The organism is Thalassobacterium sedimentorum, from assembly GCF_031127905.1.
GTDB lineage: Bacteria > Verrucomicrobiota > Verrucomicrobiia > Opitutales > Coraliomargaritaceae > Thalassobacterium > Thalassobacterium sedimentorum.
This window is the reverse complement of the sequence record NZ_JARXIC010000029.1, coordinates 21,292-44,001: the sequence shown is the minus strand read 5'-3', so window position 1 is coordinate 44,001 and position 22,710 is coordinate 21,292. Positions and strand designations below refer to the sequence as shown.

Genomic DNA, 22,710 nt, shown 5'->3' with positions numbered 1-22,710 from the left:
TCATCGATCAAAATTTAAGGTCTCGAAATCCAGAAAAAGCAAAGGAAAACCGAAGAAGAAAACGGTCGATAAAGCCGCTTAAGTCCGTGCCATTCGGGTCAGAGGATACTTTGCTTCGTCTTCCCATAGTGAGCATACCAACTGGTGTAGGCTCTTTTCCAGTATTGGTCCTCCATTGCTGAAGTGGTTGAGTTGGAGTTGAAATAGAGGCAGTATCTTCACGGCATGCTGAACATTTAGAAGCGTATTCAAGCTGCGGGTCTCGTACCTCGAGTTGATAAGAGTGCTTTCCGTGATGCGTTTCTGATGGATTTTACAAATAGCATACCATGCGGCGTGAAGGCTTAAATATAGATACTTGTTATTGGGTATTCTTGAAATTGACGCTACGAGCCAATTATCCATCTCAGTTAAACGCGGCGGCCCATCTTTCTCATTCGCCCAGTTTCTTAGTAAGTCTTTGTTGAAAACCTTCTCATCTGGCGTTTCTGAAAATGCCTCATTGATCGTTGGAAGGCCCATCGCATGCACTAGGAAGTGGAAGACTTCGCCGAAGGTAGGGAAGGGGGTATTAATGATGTTTGATGGTTTTGTGCTCATTGGGATAATTTAGAAAAGTTCAGGTTATTGTAAGATGAGTGCGTATAACAATCATAAAAACGATAGCCGTTTTCGGTTGTCAGAAAAATTGCCCGCCAATGTAAGCCCAGTGGCACTGAGATGATTTCACTGTTCCGACGTAACTGTTTGCCCCTGAAACGACGATGGTTGGCACCATTTTGCTCTAAGTCCTGTATCATCTTGTTGAGCCGTTTACGGTGGGCGCGTGGCAGTTGAACGTTTTTCACTTTGCCCCCCTTTCTGCATTGAGTCCGGTCGCGAAGTCATAATCGCCGTCGCGCTGTTTGAAGCGTTCCATAGAGAAATTGACATCGGAAAAGGCTTCCTCAATGCCTACATCTAGAATGGGACGGCTGTAGTTGTATGTGCCTTCTAAGGTGTCAAAGAAGCGGCCATCGGGTGAGATCATCGCGTAGGTGCCTCGGATGTCCGACTGCGTCTCGGGGATAACGGTGACGCCCTGGGAGCTTAAGGAAGCGTGACGGGATACAAATGCGTCAAATCGCTCCTGTGTGACGACCCATTGATTAAAGCAGCTGCCGTTCTCCTCTTCGACCCGCGAGGCTTGTAAGACCTTCCAACGAGTCGGACGGGCTTGTTCGATGAAGTCATTGAAGTCTTCGTCTGCGTTCTTCTGGTTAACGACTGTGTTGATCTTCACTCGGATACCGAAACTCTTAGCTAGTTTGATTTTACGGAGATACTCGCCTTTGGTTTGAGGCATTCCACGAAACGCACGACCAATCTTAAGGTTCGTTGCGTCGTCGGTTGAATCGATACTGATAGTTAACCAGTCGAGAATAGGGCCCAACTGGCGTATCGCATCATCACTCAGTAGCGAAGCATTGGTGACAAGTGAAGTCACCAGTCCTAAAGAACGTGCATATGCAATCGCTTCATAGATTCCTTTGAATAGGAGCGGTTCGCCCCCCACGAAGGTAACTTTTCGGCATTTACATCCTATTGGCTTAGGTGCTCTTGCTATTTGTCGTAAAATTTCCAGTATTACCTCAAGGTTGAGGAACTTTTGTTTGATTCCCGGAAATCCTGCGTAACAGAACCCACAAGCGTAATTGCAGAGTAGGGTGAGATGCAGGTTGATAGTATGCGCGAGGCGTTGTTTTTTTGTGTTTTTTATTGTGTCCATAATTAAGAGCACAACGTTTGGGGGCATAATATCCATTGGGGTAGATTCTCTTTTTCTGAATCTTGCAACTTCTTGATTCACAGATGGGTTTGACTTCTAATTTTAGTTTAAAAGTGCTTTTCGTTGGAGATGCAGAACTCAAATGATGGCAGTAGTCTTAATTTATTCACCCCCGAGGAACTAATGAAAGAATTGGGAGTCTCGCGCCGGACGCTCCGCCGCTACGAGTTGGCTGGGATGATTCCCGCGATACACTTGTCAAAGAGATGTATTCGTTTTCGCCGTTGTGATGTTGAGAGTATGCTTGATCGCTTTACGTATTCTCGGAGGCATTCATCTGTTCTCTAAAAAAACGGATTCTCAGAAAAATTCTCATAATTTTTTTCTAATCTGAATTTCAAGGGTGGGGGGGTGTTTCTGTAATGATGCCAGCAAATTGAAAGACTGGGAGTTGTTTTACTATAATAAGGCGATTTTCTCGCCCTTTAGGGGCCTTTTATAGGGTGTAGGGGGTAGGGAGGCACATGGTGGGCTTGAGCAGACCAGTCGGCATCCTATAGAAAGTTATGATGAAAAAAGACCTACACGCGAAACCATCGACATTCTACGCACATTTGCGGGGCCTGCGCTTGCGACCGGGCTACTGGAGCGGGGTGAACTCGAAGCAGCGCTTCATTTGCTCGAAGATCTGATACGAGAGCCGAAGCAAGATCGACTGATTACGTTTACCGCCGCAGCGAAGCAACTGGGGGTGTCTACTAAAACGGTCTCTCGAATGCTCGAATCTGACGAATTGAGGGGAAAGCGCTTACGTCGTCATTACCCTCAGAGCATGCGGATCTTCCAATCCAGCGTAAATGAAGTGTTGAGTCCGGTCGCTTGAGCGTCGTCTCAAATTCATTTGTTTGAGGGGAAATGGCTTCAAAATCGTTGAGTTAACTTTGAGTTACGTGATCTCGATTCACGGAAACACACGAAAACTATCGGATTAAGCTAACTAACGTAGCATCGCGCTAGATAGGCATGAAAAAGCCCCTTAGAGTGATCTAAGGAGCTTTTAAATTGGGTGCAGGGCTAGGATTGTTTGGTCGATCACTTCGTTCCTCCTGTGTCGTCGCCTGCGCTCCTCGGTAGAACCTAGGTTCAACTCCTCGATTGCACCGGACATTAAAAAGGCCGACTCGCTTCGCGAATCGACCTTTCAAATGGGTGCAGGGCTAGGATTTGAACCTAGGACCTTCAGGTTATGAGCCTGATGTGCCATAAGTCAGAAATGACTTTATTTAAGGGTCTTATGGGATTTTCAGTATATTTTATTGACTGACATGGGTCAAAACTTAGTCTTTGGGTACGTTAGAAAGCAATTCTGATCGTCATTGTTTCAGATTGCTTCATGAGCCTGAATTTTAGCTGTCACAAGGAAACGTTCAAGTTTCAACTGGCTAGAAGTGAATAGGTTATAAAGGCGGTGAACTGATACCGCAACCGGGACGGTCGCTTATAGCTGCGACCGTCGTTTATTCACCTCAAATCAAGGCTATTCTATGGCATTACAAATGAATTCTGATTCCAAGTGGTTCTACGGGCGCATCATGGTCAACGGGGCCAGAAAAAACGTTCGCTTGGGTATTGAAATTAAAGGCAAACGCCCATCCTCCCTACGAGAAAAAGGAGACGCGTTGTTTGAAAGATCAAGAGGGCAGGCCCAAGAAAAACTTCGGCAGCTGCAAAACGAGGCGAGTCAGAAGAAGGCTACGGTTGAGATACTGCAAACGATCCATGAAGCTCGAACGGGTGACCGAGCGGGATCTATTCCGCTAAGGGCGACCAAGACGAAAATGGGCATGTGTGCCGCTTGGAAGAGCATTCCAAGAAAACGGAAACATTCGGATCGATACGTCAAGCAGGTTGAGTCCACTTTTGAGCGCTTCATTGTATTCCTTGAGGAGAACTACTCGAAAAAGAAGGTCTGTGAGATGGCCGATGTTCGTAAGCAAATGGCTGGAGATTTCATGCAGGCAGAGGCCGAACGCGGCGTCTCCGCAAAGACGTTCAATAACACGTTGATTCTACTGCGATCCACCTTCAAGGCGCTAGCGGATGATGCCGCTATCTTCAAAAATCCCTTTGGTGCGATTCCGACTAAAGAAGAAGATACCGTTTTCCGTAAGCCCTATGAGATTGATGAACTCTCAAATATTGTTGAGATCGTCAGTCGGAAGGAACACGCCTTCATTCGGCCTGTAATTATTGCCGGAATTTGTACCGCGATGCGCAGGGGGGACTGCTGCCTGTTGGCTCCAAGCTCGGTTGATTTCGAACAAAAGTTCATCAAGGTGAAGACTGGCAAAACTGGGAAAATTGCGCAAATCCCTCTTTTTCCTCTGCTGGAGGATGAGTTGAAAAATCATCCGTTCAAGGCGGGAAGCAAGTATTTGTTTCCCGAGCAGGCAGAGATGTATTTAAAAAATCCGGATGGAATTACATGGCGGGTTAAGCAGGTTTTAAAGGCCGCTGGATACTACGATGCGGTGAAAGGCGAAAATGCCGGAAAGACTCCGGGAGCAATTCACGTCGCAGATACTCACGCTAAAAGAAAGATCGGTTTGAGGAATGCTTCGATTCGTGATTTTCACTCGTTTCGAGTCAGTTGGGTCACTCTCGCGTTAACCTCTGGAGTTGACTTGGAACTCGTGCGAATGGTGACCGGACACAAGACGGTTGATATCGTCCTGAAGCACTATTTCCAGCCGGGGCGTGATTACTTCAGGAAAAACCTGGAATCAAAAATGCCCGGCTTGTTGATGAATAATGCAAATTCGAGCACTGAGCAAGGCGACGAGCGAGGGGCAATTCTTCGCCTGATCGAGCTGTCGCAACGGCTGGAAGGCAAAAGAAATTCGGAGCTTAAGAAACAGCTCCTTGATGGTTTGAGGTCTTTGCTTGATCGGCATTCAGCTAAAGAGAACGGTCAAGCTGCCAAGCTCTTAACTCAACCCTAAGCTTCAGGCGGCACTGTTCATTCCTCGCGCCTTTGGCTTATACTGCGAACGCTGTTGGGAAAGATTCACCAAATCGCCGTAACTATAGCGAAATACTCCATCAAAAATTTCAATCGGTTTTATCGCGCCGGTATTGACGAGCCTCCAAAAGGTAACGCGACTAACTCCCAGTTTCTTGGCTGCGTCGTTCATTTTTAGCAGCAGTGGTTCATTGGTGCTGTGATTTTGGTTGCAGCTTGGCCCAGGGAGGTTGCCTGCCAATGCCATCATGATAAATTCGACGATTTGAGGATCAACTTGATCGTCGTTGTTAATCGCTAGTTCGATGATGGATTTGGTGGCTTCTTTCATGGCGTTTCCGTTACGCCGACAAGGTAACAGGAAGCCATCAGGCTTAATAGGGAATGCTCATGCACGCGTTCTTCCCAATTCCTTTGGGTGCAAACCCATCAGCAAGGAGGGAGATTGCAGCGATTTGCAAAACTGATGCTGTATGCTTTGAAATGTCCTTCGATGAATATCTCGAAATCAATCCACACCTTCGCCGCTGAAGGGCATGTCCTGTCGTAATCGTGGATGGCGTGTTCTTCTGCCTCTGGGGGCGGGGAGGGCGCGAGCACGTTACGGATTTCTTTCCAAGTGCCGTCGGTCTCGTCCGGAATCTCGATCCATTTGCCGGGAAGTTGTCCAGCGCCGCCACAGTCACTTACGCCTCTGCCGGACGGACTATAAATCATGAACTTGTTTAAATTATCGCCCTTGATTGTGCAATCAAGCTATGACCAATTATTGTAAACAACATGAGGGACGATAAACTTGACATGTTTATCGTCCGAAGTCTAGTTTACGTTGATGCCAGAACCTCTCCTCCGCGATCTCAGGAATTACCTTGAGAAAGTTTCGGGTGCCAAACCGGCCCTCCAGAAAATGGATGTCCCGCATCTGCCCCTTTTCATGCGCGACCGCTACAGCTTTTTTTCCATCGAGCTGTTCGGTCGCCTATGGCAGCTGATCCTCGAAAACGCTCCACAGGCTCCCGGGTCTGCTGGTGAGTATGAGGCCCAAGCGAAAAAACTGACACCGCATCTGGGGGGCAGCCCGGTCTTTGTCTTACCATCGCTGCCTTCGAGCACCCGTGATCGCCTCGTGCAGCGCGGTGTGCCCTTTATCGTTCCGGGCAATCAGGCATTTCTTCCCTCCGCACTGGTCGATTTACGCGAGCACTTTCCCCGTTCGACGCAGGGGGCCAAGGCAAGTCTCAGCCCGACCGCTCAGTTGGCGGTCCTCTATCATTTACAGTGCGAGTCCCTGGAGGGCGTTCCTCTCCGCGTCATTGCCGAAAAGCTCCAGTGCTCCGCGATGATGCTGAGCAAAGTGAAGAATGAACTCCTAGAGTCGGGCATCTGCTCAATCAAGCGCGCCGGGCGGGCGCTCTTGCTTGAATTTCCACGGAGTAAGGCCTCCACTTGGGACATGGTGAAAGATAAAATGACCTCGCCGGTCAAAGCGACGCATTGGGTCCGGCACTCGACGGGGGAGCTGCCCGCCTTACTCTCCGGGTTCAGTGCCTTAAGTCGTCATTCGATGTTAGCGGAGGATCCACTCCCTACCTATGCCCTCGGATCGGATCGGTTCGATTCCTTGGTCGAGCAAGGCGTGCTGACACTTCTTCCCGACGCCGACACTGCCGACGCCTGCATTGAACTCTGGTCGTATGATCCCAGATTGCTCAGCGACGCAGAGACGGTTGATCCGCTCTCCCTCTACCTCGCGATGCGCTCGACAGAAGACGAACGTGTCGAGCAAGCATTGGAACAGTTGCTGGAGGGGATTGCATGGTAAGGGGGCTCGACATCTTTCGAGAGCGCTTTCGTGAATTTAAGGAAGGCTTCGTTCTCATCGGCGGTGCGGCCTGCGACGATTGGTTCAGCAGGCAGGCCCTTGATTTTCGAGCCACGAGAGATCTCGACATTGTCCTTTTGATCCATGCCCTCGATCAGCGCTTTGTCGCCGCCTTTCGTGCCTTTATCGAAGAGGGCGGCTACGAGGTTCGGCAGCGTTCCGATGAAACACCCATCCTCTACCGCTTTGCCAAGCCCAGTGACGCACGCTTCCCCGCGATGCTGGAGCTTTTCAGTCGCAATCCGGAGGTCTTCGAGCTGGCCGACGGGCAGACCATCATTCCCGTGGGATCGACCCTGCACGAGCGCAGTCTCTCCGCCATTCTTTTGGATGACGCCTATACAACCCTCGTTGAAAACGAACACGTCGATAGCGACGGACTCCATTTCGCCAGTGTCGCCGCACTCATCCCACTCAAGGCGCGGGCATGGCTGGATCTTTCCGAACGACGGGACCGTGGCGAAAAGATCGATTCGAAAGACATCGACAAACATCGCTCAGACATCTTCCGCCTTGCCGCCACACTGCCTGACATCGCTGGTCCCGAGTTGCCGACAACGGTGCGCGAGGATCTGGAGCGGTTTCTGGCGGCTTTTCCAGAGTCCTCACCGGAGTGGCCCCGCATTCTAAGTGCGCTCAAAGTAATCTTTGGAGGCGGACTGCGTCCCGAGCGTTTACTCGCAGCAGTGAGAACCTATTTCCAAATCCCCAACAACTCCTGACGCAGCTCCCATCACCGGAGAACTGATTTTCCCAAACATGCGCCGCCCACACCTTCATTCTCATATTCCTTGCATCCTTTGGGGAGTGGGCTGCCTTGATTGAAAGCCTGAATTTCCTGCCAAGCGGCGAGCGAAGCTAGAGAGTGCCCGGAGCGGACGATGATTCGTCCTGTCAAGGTGGAGATGGGGCTGTCCCGAATTGCCGGAATAGAGGTCGGGCGACGAAAAGGTTCCGGCAATTAAGCCCCATACGACCTTGACAGGTTTAAGCGCAGGGATGGCAGAATTTCTCCCGCGCTGCGGGAAATCAGGCTTTTCGTTCTTCTTCGTTATTGCCGATACCTTGGGGCTCTTGCTTTCATTGCTCCCGGCAGCTTACATCGTTTATGCGATGCAGACTGAGTTTAACCAGTTTGCATCGAAAGTTAGATAGTGTCGTGCCTCAGGTTTAACATCCACATTAGGGTTCCCAGTTGATTGTTCCGTCCTGATAATGACCTGATGCGTTCCTTATAAGCTCATAGTCGTAAATCCCATATTCATAGCGTTTTACTATCTTCAAAACTGAATTCCCAGATAACTCTAATTTGCTCCGCGCAGCATCGACATTTAAAGCTAAATTCATCGCATGGCTTGAAGCGACACTTGGATAAACTAAACCGTCAATATCCGGCAATTTTTCCAAGAGTTGTCGCCCAAGCGCTCGTGTATATAGGTAGCCCTCAGCACTAGCATTCTTTTTAGCAAGAATTTCAGACAGTATTGCGTCGATCAATATGAACCCGATCCCTTTTTTATGAGGTATTCCAGACAGAATTCTATTAATCAATGCTCCTGCTTCGTCCGAGATCGAAGATTTACCTGAGCGATGCACTTTATAGTATTCACCCACGAGACCACATCTTATCTCCTCTTTTATTTTAAACCCAGCAATATGAACATAGCAACCTTCACTAGCTTTAATTTCCTCAAAAACAGCATGTTTGTTGAATGAGCCGTAAAAAACGGATTCGCCGCAATTATTAATCCTGCCAGGTTTAGTTATCATTGATGGTGGAGGTGCCTCCAATTCTTTGACATTTTGGTAGCCAGATGATTCAGAGCATATACGTGCCCTCCATATTGGTTCGCTAAAGTTGAAACGATAGTTGAGAAGCTGGTAGTGCTTTAACAGCTGTCCAAATTTCCAATTAATCGACTCAGAATCTTTATCAGATAATAGGTCGAGGCGGAAGCGTTCCAACCAGTCCGGGTCTAATATTTGGATGATATTCTTCGCCATACTCAGACTTCATTAGTTAGATTGTCGTAGCTGGAATTCAGCAATAATTGCAGGGCGTGAAGCAAGTAGGTTTTCTGGGTGACTGTTAGCCCAAAGTTCAATCCGTAGCCCCGAGTCTGATTGGTTGTGCTTTTCGGCATAGTCAACTGCATCGCTGGTAAAACGGCCAGACGTTGCTATTACGTGACAATCTACGCGTGGAGGTTCCCATAGCGTCATCTGACCTTTGGCGGCGGTTAAGTCTGGTAGTGACACACTTTTAGACAACCAGTGCTTGCATTGGATTATAAGTCGATGTCGCAACGTACCACCAAGTTGATCTTGCGTAACACGAGAAACCGAAAGGTCTCGTCCTCGATCAGGAGCATTGGTTCCAGTCAGCCATTGAGGGTTTTCGTAGCCTGGAGTGCGTGAAATTAAGGTAAAGATTAGGCGTTCAAAACTTTCAGGTGACAGTGTCTCCCATGCTAGACCACTCACTACTTCACCATGGGGGTTCGAACTCACCAATTCCCCTAAATCGCCGACATCTACTGGTAGCGCTTCATCGTTTCCATAGAGCGAGGCCTCAATCCCTTGTTTCACCGCAGGCCAGTCATGCTTAATAATATCAAAGAGGTCGCAAACTAATCCGAAATGAAGATGGCGGTTAAGATCACTCCATCCTTTAGGGCGTTTGATCGAATCTCCCAGGAGTGTATTTATAAGTGCAACAGATGAAGCTAAGTCCAGCCATTCTGGGTTATTTAAGGACTGGTCTGTAGGTTGGAAGCCCGTAGGATACAATTTCCCTAGTGACAATATTAGGTTATCAACATGCTCCATTGTCTCAATGAGTTTGGCGCGCACCAAGGCTCTACGCTTCTTACTGAAACGATATCTGTAATCTTGGATATGCTTACCTTGCGCATATATCGCATCTTCAACCGCAACTTTGCATGAAAATTCGTCTAGTTCTGCAGCATCTAGCCTCATCTGACCAATTGCATTCAGGTCATATAAATCAATGGGCATACTCCAACCGTCGATTTTGGGTAGCGCTTTTGCAATATCGGTAAAAGTGCGGCATCGGTCATCATATGCGTTTTCGCTCGAATCAACAAATGCAATGCCTTTTGGGATCAAATCAGATATTTCGTTCCAGAGGACACCTAACTTATCGAGATTGGATTGAACTGCATCAAATGTTTGCAGGGCTTTTGTTAATGAAGGCATGAGTAGAGCGTAGTAGTTGAGTGGTTTCTTTGCGGACGGTACATATTTGTTTAGTTAACCGATAGGATAAAATGCATTCGATTGTGAAATGAAAGTATGATTACCACATCCTCACCGCCCGTACCGCTTCCATATGCCCCTCGGACGCTTCATTGAGCAGGGTGAAGAAATCCAGTCCCGTAGCCGCCTCGATCTCGTCCACTGAGACTAAGTAGGAATTCAGTCTTGCCGCGCTACCCGCAGTCTGAGGCATCACCCGCGCCAGTAAGCGGGTGGCACCATCCATCTCGTCGATCACGACCTTGAAGAAGGCTGTGGGTACCGTCACCCCAGATTCCAGCTCTGCGACCGGTTCTTCGTCAATCGGCCCGGTAATCACCCATAGCTCCTGTCCCTCTCGGAGGTAGTCATTGGCGATCAGCTGTTCGACCTCCTTCCAAGGACCTCGATTCAGATCCGGGGTCTGTGGTACGATGTTGGACATCAAGAAAGTCTCAATCTGGGCGGCTTCACTGAATGTCATGCCAATAGCGTAGTTGGGTGCCATGTGGCCACGATTAAAGCCAGAATTCGTGTAGTCATGGCGCTCGACCCTAGCGCGAGTTTCAGATCCGCCTCGAAGCCGTCAGGGCGCTCAGCTGTACGTCCTGCGCTGCTGTATTTCAGGCGGTAGGCGACCCATGCCGGGTTCATCCGTTCCTCGTCATAGCCGACCAAGTAGCCCTTATTCTCTACGATCTTAAGTAGACGGGCAAGAAAGATGCCTAGCAAGAGACGCCCGGGCTGCAGATGGGGTTTTTATTCAAACCGATTTAACCGAAGGTTGCCGTTTGCTAACTTCAACAACTTTAATAACTTTAATTATTGACGTAGTATTGTGCGCGGAGCATCAATGCTTGCATGCAAAGTTTATCAACTGTCATTCGCGAGCTCATGGAGCATCGCGAGCTGACGGGGAGCCAATTGGCCGAGGATATCGGTCTGAGTGCGGCTTCCGTCAGTCGGATTGTGACCGGGCAGTCTAGGCCTCGCCAAGTGACCCTCTCACGCCTGATGAAGCGACTTTGCACCTCCAAGGAGGAGGAGCAGATGCTGATCGCGGCCTACGAGTCGAAGGATGCGGAAGGGCTTCCGCTTGCCCCGCTCATTTCGGAGGCAGCAAATGCGCAAGCGGAGGAGGAGCGCGTCGAGCGTTTTTTGGAGGTAAAAACTCAGTCGATCCTCTTCAAGCGATCTGTTGCCCGTGAACTTGAACTGGCAAAACATAGCTACTTTGCGGATTTCTGCCGTGGCTCCGCATCCACCGACTTTCTGGTAAACATTGGTAGCCGGAAGATCGCCTTGGAGTGCAAAAGTAATGTGCACCGCGACATATCAAAAACCGTGATCACTGCCAAAATCCTTCGAACCAAACTCGGCTGCTCTGAGGTCTTGTGTGTCGTCCCTTTTGGACGTGAGGAAATAGAGGAGGAGTCGATCGACATTCGTTTCGTTAACCTTTCTGAACTAAATGAGACCCTACAAAGTATTACTTATGCGAAGGATGAAGGGAGTGGAAGATGATCCGATTTGTTGAGGTAAAGCAATGAATACAGTTAGAATCAATTTCAACAACTGCTATGGTATACGTTCCCTAGAGCACGAATTCGATTTCAGTCTGGGAAACGGTCAGCGTGGAAAACCTAGAGCTTATGCGCTCTATGCTCCAAATGGGTCGATGAAAACCTCCTTTGCGAAAACGTTTGAAGATCTTTCTGCAGGAAGGTCGCCACGAGAGGAACGCTTCGACAGAGAAACTAAGTGTGAAGTTGAAGTAGATGGGCAACCTATCGACTCTGAAAATATTTACGTTCTCCACTCAGTAATCGAGATTAAGAGAGACCGGCCAGCGGTTACGAATATCCTCGTCAATCCGGAACACAAAGCCCGTTACGATGAAATCCTCGTAGATCTGGATAAGCTAAAAACAAAACTGGTTAATTCGCTGCAGAAAAAATCGAAGCTGAAGAAAGATGATATCGAAACTAGTATCACCCAGGATTGGGATAACTCAAACTTTGCAGACTGTGTCCGACTTGCGAAGGAAAGCGCAGATACAGAGGATTACACGCAATTCGTTTATGCTGTAATATTTGAACCAAAGGCACTGGAGATTCTGAAAAGTCCTGAGTTCTTGAGCAATGCTCAGCAATTCAACCAACGCTATCAGGAGTTATTTGATAAGGTGGGGACGATTTACCGTAAAGGAGTTTTTAATCCAACAAAAGCGGAAGCCTCATTTAGCACTCTCGACAAGCAAGGTTTCTTTAAAAGCGGTCATCGAGTTCACCTATCCGGAGAGCAAGAATCTTTAGACCAAGAGAGCTTAAATTCGAAAATTGAGCAAATACATGAGGAGATTGACGCAGACCAAGTGCTCAAAGATATCCGCAAAAAGCTGTCAAAAAATGCTCAAACTCAAGCGCTTACTGATCTGTTCGAGAGTCTGTCCCCCTCATTGACAGAAGTATTTTTGGAAAAGACTAAACCTCAGAACCAGAATCAGCTGCGCAAAGAATTATGGGCATTCTATATCCGTGACAACGCAGATGCTGACAGCTATCTCGAATCATATAATGCCAGTAAAGAGGAAATGGCCGCAATCGAGCAGACTGCTGCTCAGTTCGTGCCGCAATGGGCTAAAGCAATTGATTTATTTAATAGTCGTTTCATCGATATGCCTTTCAGGCTGGCGGTTGAGAATCAAACAGCAGTCGTTCTTGGTAAAGAACAAGCTCGATTACAATTCATCTTTGAAGACGGGGAAGACCGTGTTGTCTGGAGCCGTTCTGAGCTAAGGACTTTAAGCCAAGGTGAAAGCCGCGCTTTGTATCTGTTATATTTCATTTTTGATGTCGAAGAGCGTATTCTAAACCAACAGAGAACTCTTTTTGTAATTGACGACGCGGCGGACTCTTTCGACTACAAAAACAAACATGCGATCATCCAGTGTCTCAAAGACCTAAGCAAGCATGACTTTTTCGCGCAAGTAATTCTCACGCATAACTTCGACTTCTTTCGCTCAATTCAGAATAGCTATGTCGCATACAATCGATGTTTGATGGCAAACAAATGTAGCGACTCAATTGAATTGGTTCAGGCAGATGGCATTAAGAATATCTTTGTAAAAAAATGGAAAGAAGAGATCCCGGATGACGAACGAATTCTTTGCGCATCAGTACCCTTCGTTCGGAATCTTATCGAATATACTAGGGGAGATGGTGACTCAGACTATTTAAAGCTGACATCTCTCCTGCATTGGAAGAGCGATACAGATGCCATTAAAGTAGTTGATTTTTTGGATATTTATAACCGATTTTTTGGAACGTCCCATAGTAGCAGTAGGGGGGATGCTGTTTTTATCGATCTGCTTTTTCAAAATGCAGACGATATTAAAAACCGGGAGACAAATACAGGTCTATGCCTTGAAGATAAGGTATTAATGTCGATAGCCGTGCGACTTAAGGCGGAAATTTATTTAATAGCCAAATTAAGAAGTTTGAGAGGTGAGCCCAATTATTGGTGCCTATCAGATAACCAGTTCGGACAGTTAATGAAGGAATTGCAAACCGCAGATCCAAACACGCCAGAGTTACAAACGCTCGATAAAGTGAGCGTAACTGTTAGTTCAAATATTCACCTGAATTCCTTCATGTACGAGCCGATTCTTGACCTCACAATAGATCACTTAACTAATTTATACCACGAGGTTTGTAACCTATAGCTAATCAAACGAAAGAGATGTTAGGGTACAAAGTATAATCATGGCAAATCACTCGCGTCAGTTCTTACACCTCTTCCAGAAGCGGTACCGTGACCCAGTGGAGGTGTTTTTCAGGAACCGAGACCGAGAGCTAACGACAACAGAGGTTTTTGAGAGCTTTGATCAAGACACAGTCCGAGAACTTCTCCGCCTGAACGTGCTATTGGAAGAGGATTCGGGTTTCCGCCTGGATGAACGTGTCGAAGGCTTTTTGGAACAAATGCTTGAAGCGGGTGATGCCGCTCCCGTGGAGTGGTTGGAGACGGATCTCAAGGAGTTTGATCGATGGGAAGGATTCTACCACCAGACAAATGATCTTTCACAGCAGAATCGCTGTATTGCGAAGCTGGTGAGGATTCTTAAGCAGCTCCGAAATCGCCTTTTGCGTCAAAACAACGAGTTGCAGCGAGCAGCGGATTACGACTACCGAACAGAATCCAACTATGAAGTGAAGGAGGCCAAGCTGCAGTGGCGACTGGAGGAGACCGAGGCCTTACGCACGGTCCTCGGAGAGGTGGACATAAGGATGAAGCAGGCCACCGTATTTCAGATCAACCGTGATACTGCTTTGCTCCAAGCCCGGAGCCAGATGATTGAGGCGATCCTTTCCGTTGGCCAAAAAGTAATCCAAAGTCTTCAACAGATTGCTGAGTATCTCAACCGGGTTCGCAGGGATTATGCTCGGGTTCGTAAGCTAATCCAATTGCAGGACCTGATTGATCGATACGAATTGGATACGCAGAGCAATGTAGCTGAGGTCGCTGAAACCTTGGAGGGACCTTTGGTTACATCATTCAACTTCCACACGGTGCTTGCCCCGAATCTGCTTGATGAGAACCCGGCTATGTTGGCACGCGTTTTAGCAAAACAAGGCATCGCGGACGCAGGGGAGAACGCTCGTCGCGTAGTTCTTCCTCGGATGGAAGCACCTGCCGAGCCGGAAATACTGATCGATGCAGAGGAGCTGATTGAAGACTTTTCCAACCAAGAACGGGACCTCTTTGCATACCTTGCCAATGTCAAACTGGACGGCGAGCATCTAGAGATAGAACGGCGTATTTCTCTGTTTTGCGAGATTCTCACTACAACCGACCTGCTCAATCGTTGCAAAGTCAACGATGGGAGAAGCCGACGGATTGACGAATGGGAATATCTTGAAGTGTTACCTTTACCCAGCCACTAATGAACGACTGTCAGCCACCGCCAGATATCATCAAACAGCTTTTTCAACGGCTCAGCCGAGGAAGCAACCTCATTCTTTCGGAGAATGGGCCGGGCGGTGATCGCGAACTTTATCGTTCATTGCAGGAAAGTCAGTATGTGCAGGCTTGCCGGGATTATTTCCAGAAGATTGGTCTGCGCTTAGTTGAAGGCGACAACTGTTTCTATTTCGTGCCTGATGAGGAGATATCCATAACTCAGGAGGAGAAACTTAGGCGCATTGTAGAACAGGTGACTCTTCTGAACTTCCTGACCCAACATATAGAAGGCTTTGGGGAAGGCGTCGTTTTTTCAGCAATTGATCTAGCCAGTCGATGCCAAAACGACCCGCGCAGCGCTAAGGTCTTTCAACAGAATGCCTGTAAGGGCGAAACTGTATTCGAGCGGGTCGAAAGCCTCTTGGGCAAACTGTCTGGTCGAGGCTTCCTTGAGGACCAGCAATCGGATCGGCGGGAATTCCGGGTTCTATCAGCAGTTCACTACCTGATGGATTTCGCGGATCGTATCGTTATCAGGAATGAAGAGGAGGGAACTGAATCATGAATACGTTGAAGCGGGTTATTCTAATCAACTCCGGAGGCTACTCGGAATTGGAGGTGCCTTGCGACGGCCATGTCCAGATTGTCGGGATGAACGGGCATGGTAAGACGACCTTGCTCCGGGCAATTCTTTTTTTCTACGTCGGCAACAATGAGAATGCGAGCTTTGGGATTCACACTACCCAGAGCGATTTTGCATCCCATTACCTCGGTGATTCACCGTCTTATCTGATCTACGAGGTTCAGCGCTCAGGCGGTGCCCATCCTTTTCATATTGCAGTATCACGTCCGTCCTCCCGAGTCCAGTTTCTGTTTGTTGATGATGCCTATGATGAAAGCATCTATATTGATCCGACCCGTGTGGTGCGGTCTTTAGAAACGGTGCGTGGCGAACTGGACTCCCGACTGATTGCGCACGATACACAGTCCAGCTACGAAGGTTTTCGCCACACCATTTATGGCGTGCGCAAAAGCCCCTACACTGTTTTTCGATCCAACCCACGAGCCAGCCAGCAGGTCGACCTTTTACCTCGTATCATATCCGGCATTTTCACTGTAAATCGCATGGATGCGAGCCGATTGAAACGCGCCCTTTGCTGTGGTTTGATCGAGTCGCCTCAGTCGTTACGAATCGATTTGAGGCAATTGCGCAACAACCTTAGCGATTTCCAGAGAATTAACCGTGCAGTCAGCACTTATCTCAATAATCAAAGAATCGCAGAATCGATTTTGGATCTAGCGGATCAATACGAAGAGTTCTCCGAGCAATTGGAACGCCTGGTTCGAGACTTTGTAGCACGGTCTAAGGCGGTTCCTGATAAAGAGACCGAGCACCAAGGCTTGAAAGCTGAGGCCGAGGCTAATCTTACTGCACTTAAGGACGAGTATCAGAAGAAAGAGCGTGAAGTTCAGGAAAAGCTTGACGACCTGAAAGACCAAATCAGTAAGCTGGAAGTGAATATCGAGCGTGGAGAAAAGCGTGAGCAGGAGTACCGGGAAAAGCGGATTGAGGAGAAGGCAGCTGCGATCGACACAATTCCGGTGCTTCGGCAGAAGTTAGCAGAAGCTGATGCTCACTATAAGGCACTTACCGGAAAATACGAGGATGAATCAAAACGCCGCGATGAACTATTGAGTAGTCTGAAGCAGGCAAAGGACGAAGCTTTATTTCGATTAGAAAAGCAGAAGTCCCAACACCAGAATGAGCGCCACAGAGAATTGGAGAGCTTGCGTCAGAAGCTGAACCAAATACGTCGGCTAATCGAGGAGGAGGAGGAGGAGAAATTAAATGCACTGACGCCCTTGCGCAAGAAGTTGAATGCGAAAGCGGATAATGTTGCGGGATCGTGGAAGCTTTTTCATGCAAAGAAAGAGCCAGACTCTCTTCGGCGTAAGCGCGAGGAGCATGGGCATCTGAAATCGGACCTGGCAACATGGGAAAGCCGGCTCGAAAGTATTTCGTCCGAAGCGAAGGTCGCGCAGGCTCGGCATGAAACCGCATCGAAAACACTGGAGCACGAGCGCGAAAAATTGGATGAAACCCTTGCACGAGAAAAGAAAACGTTAGACGAGGAGCGCCAGAGTATCCGTGCCGATCTTGACAGCATGGAAAAGTCGATTGCAGGACTCATTCGCCGGGATAAGCCACAATGGCTCCCTACTGCTAGTCGAACCCTTGCAAGGAGTTTCATATTTCGCGATGCGGCTTCACTCGAAGCTGGTATCGACGCCGGTGCAGAATCACTTCTGCTAGGTCTCAAGTTGAACGAGGAGGAACTTGAAAAGCTGGAAGCCGTTGAGGTGGATCCCTCCACATTAGAATGTCGGCTTGCTGAAAATCAAAGCATCCGAGACGACTTTGCAAAACGGGCAGAGGAGTTGCGTGCAGAAATAGACGTGAAGCGTGATGCGCTGGAAAAACAACGTCGTCAACAGGTAGAAGGCTGGGATGCTGAGAAGCATGATTTAGAGAAACGAATTCGCAATGGCACGAATGCAAAAATTGATCTGTCGAACACCATCACAAATCTAGAGAATCGTTGTGAGAGTGATCGAAAGGATGAGGAGACGCGTATCAGGGAACGGGAAAATATGCTCGAAACGCAGCGCCGGGAACTTGATCAGAACGAAAGTGGTATTCGCAGCGAGTCGAAGCTAAGGAGGGAAAAGGCGCAAGACGATGAGGAAAAGGAAAGGAACAGGTTCAATGAGCAGGTTGGAAAGCGATTAGGCGAAGTTGCTAAACAGATTGAAGACCAGGGAAGGCATTACAAGGTTCAGTCCGAAGTCATTGAAACAGAATTCTTGAAGCAACTTGGAGAAAAAGGTGCCAACCCTGAAGTTATCAATGAAGCGGATACGGCAAAGAATTTAGCTGCTAAGGCGCTTAATGAGGTCGAGGATTATCGCTTAGTTGTCGAACAATACCAACAACACAAGCGTGAGGACATTGATCCACTTCCCAGTTGGCGAAATCGACGATTGGAGTTGGGCGAGTCTATTGAAACCATTGAGAAAGAGCGGCGGATCCAATTCGGAAACTTTTCTAAGGAGGAGAAGACCTGCAGTGAACTTATCAATAAGCTGACCGAGGACTTGAATGCAATTAGCCGCGACAAAAATGAGATTGAGAGCTTTCGCAAAGATCCCATTGCAATCGAATATCTCGGACTGTTTGCCGACAAATCGCTGGAACCAGCTGCTGATTATTTGCCTGGCTCACTACGGGAGCTGGTACAAACAGCGAGTGGCATTCACAACCAACTTCATGGCATAAACAAAAATGGTGACAGTTTAGCTCGTAAGTTTTTGAACAAATTTGAATTTCGACCGGGAGAGGAGAACGATCTGGGCTTTACTCCAATCCCTGATGGCTTCATGTGGAACATTTTCGTGGTAGACCAGTTGCGCTCATTTGTCAGGCTAAACAAAATTCAACGCTTCCGAACGCTCCAGACCAAGCAGTTTGACAGCATTATCTCGCAGATTGTCCGTGAAGTTTCGCGGATTGAGGATGCGCTTCGGCAGGTCAAAGCGACTGCGCGTAGGGTCCAGGAGGATTTGGCTCAAGACAAGTTCATCGATGTTCTGGATGCGATAGAACTGCGGGTCCAAGACGAACCATCTGAGCTATGGAACCAACTCAAAAAGATAGAGCGCTTCCAGAACATAAGCTTTGGCACGGAAATCGACCTTTTTCAGCAGCAAGCTGACGACTCTTTGGTGAAGGAAGCGATCCGGACCTTCGAGGCGCTCGTGAAGAAATTGGAAAAGGAACGGCGCGATGCGCTTGAGCTGGAGGATAGTTTCGAGTTTGCGATTAGAGTAATCGAGAATGGTCACGACCATGGGTTTCGTGCTTCGCTCGACCATATCGGTTCAACAGGGACGGACTATCTCGTGAAGATGCTCATTTATCTCTCGCTCATCGACTTGATACGCGGGCAGGCTCTTGCGGGAGAGGATCAGGCTTATCTGCACTGCATCTTAGACGAGACCGGCGTATTGGCACCGAAATACGTCAAGGAAGCCATTCGTTACGCTGAAAGGAAGCGCATTTTCCTTATCACAGCCGGTCACAGCGCTACTTCAAAGGGCTTCCGCTATTGGTTCCGCGTTCGGAAACGAGGACAGTATTTCGGTGGAGAGCAAATTATCAGCAAACGCCCGATATGCGAATAACTCCGATCCAGGCATCCAAGCTACTGAATCTCCAGCGAGGCGCATCTCTGGCGCGCTCGGAGATAAATAAGGTCCTTCGTGACGACTTGTTAAACAGAGGGGCAATCCGATTACAGAAATCGGGGGCAGGCTATAGGATAGTCGCCGATCCAGAAAAGCTAGAATCAGTTCTAGCAAACCACTATTCAATTCGAGATTTGAACTCTTTTGTTTCGCTTCGAGATGGACCTGAGCGCTCACGGGCAGAGGTCACACAAGCCACGGGAAATTCCAAAACATTACCTGTAGCGCCGATGAAAGGGTTATATCTGAGCGTTCTTGGCGATGCAGAGATATTCATCGACGGAATATCTGCGACACCTCAACCAGGAACGGCTCTGTTTGTTCCGGCGAATCGACTTGGTGGCCTTTCTATTAGTCCGTTGCGTATCCTTGGTATCGAGAATGTTGAGGCATTTCTTAATGCAGGGCGACTACGTCTGCCACTTCCTCCTAGGGCAGTAACTGTCCTTCGATGGAACTGGGCGAACGAATGGCGTGCATGGGTCGGGGATCACCGTCCAGAATTTCTCTATGCAGGTGACTATGATTGGGCGGGAGTCTCAATTTTTGAGCATGAAGTATTGCCTATCTCTTCAGAAGCAAAGTTTCTAGTACCTGACAATCTTCACGAAAGGCTCCAGACCGGAAATGCTGCTCTGTTCCAATCACAAGAAGATAAGTATCAAAGATATCAGCCTGTTAGTACACACGGTGCTATTATATATGATGCCGTGCGTGAATGTCGCCATGCGCTGGAGCAAGAATCCTTGATTGAGCTATGATTAGGAAGCTTTTCGCGCTAGATTTATACATCAAACAATGCCACCACTCAGCTTAGTTGAATATGCGTTAGAAAGGAGTATCGAGCCTCTGGCATTTGAAGATCTTTGCGTAGATCTGCTTATACGGAATGGTTACCGAGAGATTGTTCCTGCCGGGGGGAGGCGCGACCATGGCCGGGACGCCGAGTGTCGTGTCTGGGTTAAGGACAGGGTTGAAATACATACTGCGTTTCAATTTAGCCTAGAAAAGAAATGGGAGAACAAGCTTTTGCGAGATATCCCAACTATCATCCATCACAGCTCGGCTGTTCGTTCAGTTGTTTTTGTGACGAGCCAGTCGGTTACGAATGAGAAGCAGGATAAACTTCGTGAGCAGTTGCGTATAGGTAAGGGTATTGAACTCGTTATCTATGATCGGGGTTGGTTGTTAATCCAGCTGGAATGCTACTATCCCGACTTGGTCGAGAAGTATTTCAATTTTTCTCCGGACAAAACGGTATCATCTGTAGAAAGCCAGGTCGAGCTCCGTGGCCTCAGCGCGGGGAATGCGGGTGAGCTGTTTCGTAATCATTCTCCAGAATCTGTTCGGGCTAGTTTTATAGCTAGAACTCAAAAGCAGCCGGATGATTTTGGAGCTTGGAAAGGGCTTGCGCACATTGAAAACCATTTAAGAAATTATGCCGCAGCTCTCTCGGCTTGTGTCAGAGCTGAGAGGCTCATGCCAGATGATATCAACGTGAAGTTGTTGAAGGCCACAATCTGGGCAGAAAAAGGAATCCTAGAGCAATCCAAACCACTTTTGATAAAGGCGCTTGAAGTATACGAATGGGGCGCGAACAGGCTTGGACGTTCAGTTGATTTTTATAATCTCGCTAATGTTCAAAGTGACCTCGGTGAAATAGAGGCAGCTGAAGAGAACTATCGCAAGGCGCTAGCTCTAGATCCAAATTCTGCCAAGACTTGGAAAAATCTGGGCAGTGTTCTTTTCAAAAGAAAGAAGCATGAAGAAGAACTTCATTGTTATGAACAGGCACTTAAGCTTGATGGAAAGCTAGTCGAGGCCTACCTATGCAAGGCAAACACCTTGTGCGTTGTATTTGGTAAGGCTGAGGAAGCCGTTCGCTTATTCAGGATAGCATATGAGATCGAACCAAACCTGAACGATCAATGGGCGCATACTCCGTATTGGTATGCCACCGCCTTGGCAGATTCAGGGGAGATTAAAGAAGCTTTGGTGCAGATAGATAGTGCACTAAATTTCCACCCGGATAGCCCATATATGCTTAACTTGAAGGCCGCTCTTCTTTCAAACCTTTGGGATGAGAACCCGAGTCAGTATTTAGATCAGGCTTTAGAGTTCTTCAGGTTTAGAGTTTCGTCAATTCACCCGGACTATCCAGGACTCTCGATCTTGCTTAGTATTCTGGTTCAGCGCGGAGTGCCAGAAGAGGGCTGGCGATTCATTGAAATAAACCTTGGCTTTAAGCCAGACGCGTTGCGCAAGTATGCTGATCGTGCTGGGCTATCCATTGTGCAGATGGCTGACGGCTTTGCAATGGCACCACAATATGAAGAGTTTCGAGATAGTTCTATACTAAAGGATCACCTTGTGCGCATGTTTCATTATGGTCTCAACTCAAGTAATGTCTTAGAGCCTCTATTGAATCACCTACTAATGGTACCTCACCGTCTCATGCATGATGGAATTCGCGATGCTGTTGCCGCCGGTTCAAAGAAAGAGATGTGTTCAGTTTTTCGTGATACTCTTGGGCAAGTTTCTGATATTGTGCTAGCTTTAGGTAGCCTCTGGTTATCTGAAACCAAACCTGATGAGAAGTCTGAGCAAACCCGTCTGTTGTCTCTAGGAGTTGTTTATCTTGCAGAAAATATTATCACCGAAACCGCCAGATTATATGGCTATTACCTTGGCCAGTTTGGTTTTCCTCGGGGACAGGAGCCAGATGGTGGCGATATAATACCTGATGACTTTAACTCTGAAGTTGGAGTTCGTTTCCTGGATTGCGTCTACAAAGAGTGGAATCTTGGAGGCGAGGAAGACAGCTAAAAAAATTTAGAATGTAGCCAGTTGCTGGTATTCTCACCATACGATAACTTACTCACGTAAAACCTTCACTAATATGCCAAAGCTTCAAATAATTAATGAACATCAATTGGACGATTGGGTTTCCAAGAATGACAGGGAAGCCCAGACGCTAATCGTCGAACTGATCAGCAAGCTAGTCTCGGTATCTTGCCCCACCGCAACGCATCAAAGTTTCCCGTTGCATGTCAATCAGCCAGGTTCAGACGGGGAGGTTATGACCGAATTTGGATATAAAGGTTTCGTTCCAGACGGTCGAAGCTTTTGGGAAATTGGAACAGGGGAGAAGGCGGGAAACAAGGCAACCAAGGACTATCGGGAACTCACCGCCGTCATCCCTGAGGATGTCCGAAAGGAGTCTTCATTCATTTTCGTTACGCCAAGATCCAGCGCCCACGATTGGCAGAACACATGGAAGGAAGAAGGAGTCTCTAAATGGACAAAAACACGTGAAGACCAAAACGAGTGGAGTGTAGTAAAAGTCATCAATGGCGCACTCCTCACTGATTGGCTTTCTTATTTTCCGGCATTGGGGCAATGGTTTGCCTGCCGTATCTTGGGACTTCGCTCTGGGTTTGAGACAGGGTAATCTAGATGGGAGGTGCTTCGTTCTTACGGGGAGCCACCTTCCTTGTGCCACGAGTTGTTCAC

The 22,710-nt window shown here is 48.0% G+C and carries 23 protein-coding genes; 14 read left to right on the top strand and 9 right to left on the bottom strand.

Annotation, left to right across the window (positions count from 1 at the left end):
- Window positions 1-78: 78 nt before the first annotated feature.
- From QEH59_RS14735 to QEH59_RS14730, 3 genes are read right to left on the bottom strand one after another with little or no spacing between them, the layout of a single operon-like run.
- On the bottom strand, window positions 79-600 hold the full coding sequence (locus QEH59_RS14735) for a hypothetical protein (protein WP_308986146.1): 522 nt from the start codon (window positions 598-600) through the stop codon (window positions 79-81).
- On the bottom strand, window positions 597-800 hold the full coding sequence (locus QEH59_RS19030; protein ID WP_425609252.1) for a ParE family toxin-like protein: 204 nt from the start codon (window positions 798-800) through the stop codon (window positions 597-599). The genes QEH59_RS14735 and QEH59_RS19030 overlap by 4 nt, the downstream gene beginning before the upstream one ends.
- A gap of 44 nt (window positions 801-844) precedes the next feature.
- Window positions 845-1,768, bottom strand: a complete 924-nt coding sequence (locus QEH59_RS14730; RefSeq protein ID WP_308986145.1) for a viperin family antiviral radical SAM protein — start codon at window positions 1,766-1,768, stop codon at window positions 845-847.
- A 129-nt stretch (window positions 1,769-1,897) separates the two neighbouring features.
- On the opposite strand from QEH59_RS14730, the gene QEH59_RS19025 reads away from it, so the two are divergent.
- The 3 genes from QEH59_RS19025 (at window position 1,898) to QEH59_RS14720 (ending at window position 4,770) form a co-directional block, all read left to right on the top strand.
- Complete coding sequence (locus tag QEH59_RS19025) at window positions 1,898-2,116, top strand: helix-turn-helix transcriptional regulator (RefSeq protein ID WP_425609251.1); 219 nt, start codon at window positions 1,898-1,900, stop codon at window positions 2,114-2,116.
- Between the two features lie 328 nt (window positions 2,117-2,444).
- The gene (locus QEH59_RS14725) at window positions 2,445-2,651 is read left to right on the top strand and encodes a MerR family transcriptional regulator (protein ID WP_308986144.1); all 207 of its coding nucleotides are present in this window, start codon (window positions 2,445-2,447) and stop codon (window positions 2,649-2,651) included.
- Between the two features lie 661 nt (window positions 2,652-3,312).
- Window positions 3,313-4,770, top strand: coding sequence for a tyrosine-type recombinase/integrase (locus tag QEH59_RS14720; protein ID WP_308986143.1), 1,458 nt, complete (start codon window positions 3,313-3,315; stop codon window positions 4,768-4,770).
- A gap of 3 nt (window positions 4,771-4,773) precedes the next feature.
- Here the strand turns inward: QEH59_RS14720 and QEH59_RS14715 are convergent, their stop codons facing one another.
- Window positions 4,774-5,121 (bottom strand): helix-turn-helix transcriptional regulator, encoded by a 348-nt coding sequence (locus QEH59_RS14715; protein ID WP_308986142.1) that lies wholly within the window; start codon window positions 5,119-5,121, stop codon window positions 4,774-4,776.
- A 98-nt stretch (window positions 5,122-5,219) separates the two neighbouring features.
- Window positions 5,220-5,507, bottom strand: coding sequence for an antirestriction protein ArdA (locus tag QEH59_RS14710; protein ID WP_308986141.1), 288 nt, complete (start codon window positions 5,505-5,507; stop codon window positions 5,220-5,222).
- A gap of 115 nt (window positions 5,508-5,622) precedes the next feature.
- Here QEH59_RS14710 and QEH59_RS14705 point away from each other — a divergent pair, with 115 nt between their 5' ends.
- The 3 genes from QEH59_RS14705 to QEH59_RS14695 all read left to right on the top strand — a co-directional run bounded on the left by QEH59_RS14705 (window position 5,623) and on the right by QEH59_RS14695 (window position 7,827).
- Entirely contained in the window at window positions 5,623-6,612 is a 990-nt protein-coding gene (locus QEH59_RS14705) for a hypothetical protein (protein WP_308986140.1), read from the top strand.
- Entirely contained in the window at window positions 6,606-7,394 is a 789-nt protein-coding gene (locus QEH59_RS14700; RefSeq protein ID WP_308986139.1) for a hypothetical protein, read from the top strand. Before QEH59_RS14705 ends, QEH59_RS14700 begins: the two co-directional genes overlap by 7 nt.
- Window positions 7,395-7,671: 277 nt before the next feature.
- Complete coding sequence (locus tag QEH59_RS14695; protein WP_308986138.1) at window positions 7,672-7,827, top strand: hypothetical protein; 156 nt, start codon at window positions 7,672-7,674, stop codon at window positions 7,825-7,827.
- A gap of 27 nt (window positions 7,828-7,854) precedes the next feature.
- On the opposite strand, the gene QEH59_RS14690 is transcribed toward QEH59_RS14695, so the two are convergent.
- The 4 genes from QEH59_RS14690 to QEH59_RS14675 all read right to left on the bottom strand — a co-directional run bounded on the left by QEH59_RS14690 (window position 7,855) and on the right by QEH59_RS14675 (window position 10,662).
- Window positions 7,855-8,676, bottom strand: a complete 822-nt coding sequence (locus tag QEH59_RS14690; RefSeq protein ID WP_308986137.1) for an RES family NAD+ phosphorylase — start codon at window positions 8,674-8,676, stop codon at window positions 7,855-7,857.
- Between the two features lie 12 nt (window positions 8,677-8,688).
- A complete protein-coding gene (locus tag QEH59_RS14685; protein ID WP_308986136.1) occupies window positions 8,689-9,891 on the bottom strand; it encodes a restriction endonuclease in 1,203 nt (400 codons plus the stop codon).
- Between the two features lie 100 nt (window positions 9,892-9,991).
- Window positions 9,992-10,438, bottom strand: a complete 447-nt coding sequence (locus QEH59_RS14680) for a DNA/RNA non-specific endonuclease (protein ID WP_308986135.1) — start codon at window positions 10,436-10,438, stop codon at window positions 9,992-9,994.
- Window positions 10,411-10,662: a hypothetical protein gene (locus QEH59_RS14675; RefSeq protein WP_308986134.1), complete on the bottom strand. Its 252-nt coding sequence runs from the start codon at window positions 10,660-10,662 to the stop codon at window positions 10,411-10,413. The genes QEH59_RS14680 and QEH59_RS14675 overlap by 28 nt, the downstream gene beginning before the upstream one ends.
- Before the next feature lie 129 nt (window positions 10,663-10,791).
- Here QEH59_RS14675 and QEH59_RS14670 point away from each other — a divergent pair, with 129 nt between their 5' ends.
- The 8 genes from QEH59_RS14670 to QEH59_RS14635 all read left to right on the top strand — a co-directional run bounded on the left by QEH59_RS14670 (window position 10,792) and on the right by QEH59_RS14635 (window position 22,648).
- Window positions 10,792-11,454: a helix-turn-helix domain-containing protein gene (locus QEH59_RS14670; protein ID WP_308986133.1), complete on the top strand. Its 663-nt coding sequence runs from the start codon at window positions 10,792-10,794 to the stop codon at window positions 11,452-11,454.
- A 154-nt stretch (window positions 11,455-11,608) separates the two neighbouring features.
- Window positions 11,609-13,654 carry an ATP-binding protein gene (locus QEH59_RS14665; protein WP_308986132.1) on the top strand — a complete coding sequence of 682 codons (2,046 nt, stop codon included), beginning with the start codon at window positions 11,609-11,611 and terminating at the stop codon, window positions 13,652-13,654.
- Between the two features lie 40 nt (window positions 13,655-13,694).
- Window positions 13,695-14,876 (top strand): hypothetical protein, encoded by a 1,182-nt coding sequence (locus QEH59_RS14660; protein ID WP_308986131.1) that lies wholly within the window; start codon window positions 13,695-13,697, stop codon window positions 14,874-14,876.
- Window positions 14,876-15,457, top strand: coding sequence for a condensin complex protein MksE (locus tag QEH59_RS14655; RefSeq protein ID WP_308986130.1), 582 nt, complete (start codon window positions 14,876-14,878; stop codon window positions 15,455-15,457). Before QEH59_RS14660 ends, QEH59_RS14655 begins: the two co-directional genes overlap by 1 nt.
- Window positions 15,454-19,134, top strand: coding sequence for an ATP-binding protein (locus QEH59_RS14650; RefSeq protein ID WP_308986129.1), 3,681 nt, complete (start codon window positions 15,454-15,456; stop codon window positions 19,132-19,134). Before QEH59_RS14655 ends, QEH59_RS14650 begins: the two co-directional genes overlap by 4 nt.
- A 293-nt stretch (window positions 19,135-19,427) precedes the next feature.
- Entirely contained in the window at window positions 19,428-19,958 is a 531-nt protein-coding gene (locus QEH59_RS14645) for a DUF7281 domain-containing protein (RefSeq protein WP_308986128.1), read from the top strand.
- Between the two features lie 37 nt (window positions 19,959-19,995).
- Window positions 19,996-22,023, top strand: a complete 2,028-nt coding sequence (locus tag QEH59_RS14640; RefSeq protein ID WP_308986127.1) for a tetratricopeptide repeat protein — start codon at window positions 19,996-19,998, stop codon at window positions 22,021-22,023.
- A gap of 73 nt (window positions 22,024-22,096) precedes the next feature.
- Window positions 22,097-22,648, top strand: a complete 552-nt coding sequence (locus tag QEH59_RS14635; protein ID WP_308986126.1) for a hypothetical protein — start codon at window positions 22,097-22,099, stop codon at window positions 22,646-22,648.
- The last annotated feature ends 62 nt before the right edge of the window (window positions 22,649-22,710 follow it).

Excerpts from the sequence above, each read along its gene's own strand:
- QEH59_RS14735 (WP_308986146.1), bottom strand. The coding sequence starts at position 600 with ATGAGCACAAAACCATCAAACATCATTAATACCCCCTTCCCTACCTTC.
- QEH59_RS19030 (WP_425609252.1), bottom strand. The coding sequence starts at position 800 with ATGATACAGGACTTAGAGCAAAATGGTGCCAACCATCGTCGTTTCAGG.
- QEH59_RS14730 (WP_308986145.1), bottom strand. The coding sequence starts at position 1,768 with ATGGACACAATAAAAAACACAAAAAAACAACGCCTCGCGCATACTATC.
- QEH59_RS19025 (WP_425609251.1), top strand. The coding sequence starts at position 1,898 with ATGCAGAACTCAAATGATGGCAGTAGTCTTAATTTATTCACCCCCGAG.
- QEH59_RS14720 (WP_308986143.1), top strand. The coding sequence starts at position 3,313 with ATGGCATTACAAATGAATTCTGATTCCAAGTGGTTCTACGGGCGCATC.
- QEH59_RS14715 (WP_308986142.1), bottom strand. The coding sequence starts at position 5,121 with ATGAAAGAAGCCACCAAATCCATCATCGAACTAGCGATTAACAACGAC.
- QEH59_RS14710 (WP_308986141.1), bottom strand. The coding sequence starts at position 5,507 with ATGATTTATAGTCCGTCCGGCAGAGGCGTAAGTGACTGTGGCGGCGCT.
- QEH59_RS14705 (WP_308986140.1), top strand. The coding sequence starts at position 5,623 with ATGCCAGAACCTCTCCTCCGCGATCTCAGGAATTACCTTGAGAAAGTT.
- QEH59_RS14700 (WP_308986139.1), top strand. The coding sequence starts at position 6,606 with ATGGTAAGGGGGCTCGACATCTTTCGAGAGCGCTTTCGTGAATTTAAG.
- QEH59_RS14695 (WP_308986138.1), top strand. The coding sequence starts at position 7,672 with ATGGCAGAATTTCTCCCGCGCTGCGGGAAATCAGGCTTTTCGTTCTTC.
- QEH59_RS14690 (WP_308986137.1), bottom strand. The coding sequence starts at position 8,676 with ATGGCGAAGAATATCATCCAAATATTAGACCCGGACTGGTTGGAACGC.
- QEH59_RS14685 (WP_308986136.1), bottom strand. The coding sequence starts at position 9,891 with ATGCCTTCATTAACAAAAGCCCTGCAAACATTTGATGCAGTTCAATCC.
- QEH59_RS14680 (WP_308986135.1), bottom strand. The coding sequence starts at position 10,438 with ATGGCACCCAACTACGCTATTGGCATGACATTCAGTGAAGCCGCCCAG.
- QEH59_RS14670 (WP_308986133.1), top strand. The coding sequence starts at position 10,792 with ATGCAAAGTTTATCAACTGTCATTCGCGAGCTCATGGAGCATCGCGAG.
- QEH59_RS14665 (WP_308986132.1), top strand. The coding sequence starts at position 11,609 with ATGAAAACCTCCTTTGCGAAAACGTTTGAAGATCTTTCTGCAGGAAGG.
- QEH59_RS14660 (WP_308986131.1), top strand. The coding sequence starts at position 13,695 with ATGGCAAATCACTCGCGTCAGTTCTTACACCTCTTCCAGAAGCGGTAC.
- QEH59_RS14655 (WP_308986130.1), top strand. The coding sequence starts at position 14,876 with ATGAACGACTGTCAGCCACCGCCAGATATCATCAAACAGCTTTTTCAA.
- QEH59_RS14650 (WP_308986129.1), top strand. The coding sequence starts at position 15,454 with ATGAATACGTTGAAGCGGGTTATTCTAATCAACTCCGGAGGCTACTCG.
- QEH59_RS14645 (WP_308986128.1), top strand. The coding sequence starts at position 19,428 with ATGAAAGGGTTATATCTGAGCGTTCTTGGCGATGCAGAGATATTCATC.
- QEH59_RS14640 (WP_308986127.1), top strand. The coding sequence starts at position 19,996 with ATGCCACCACTCAGCTTAGTTGAATATGCGTTAGAAAGGAGTATCGAG.
- QEH59_RS14635 (WP_308986126.1), top strand. The coding sequence starts at position 22,097 with ATGCCAAAGCTTCAAATAATTAATGAACATCAATTGGACGATTGGGTT.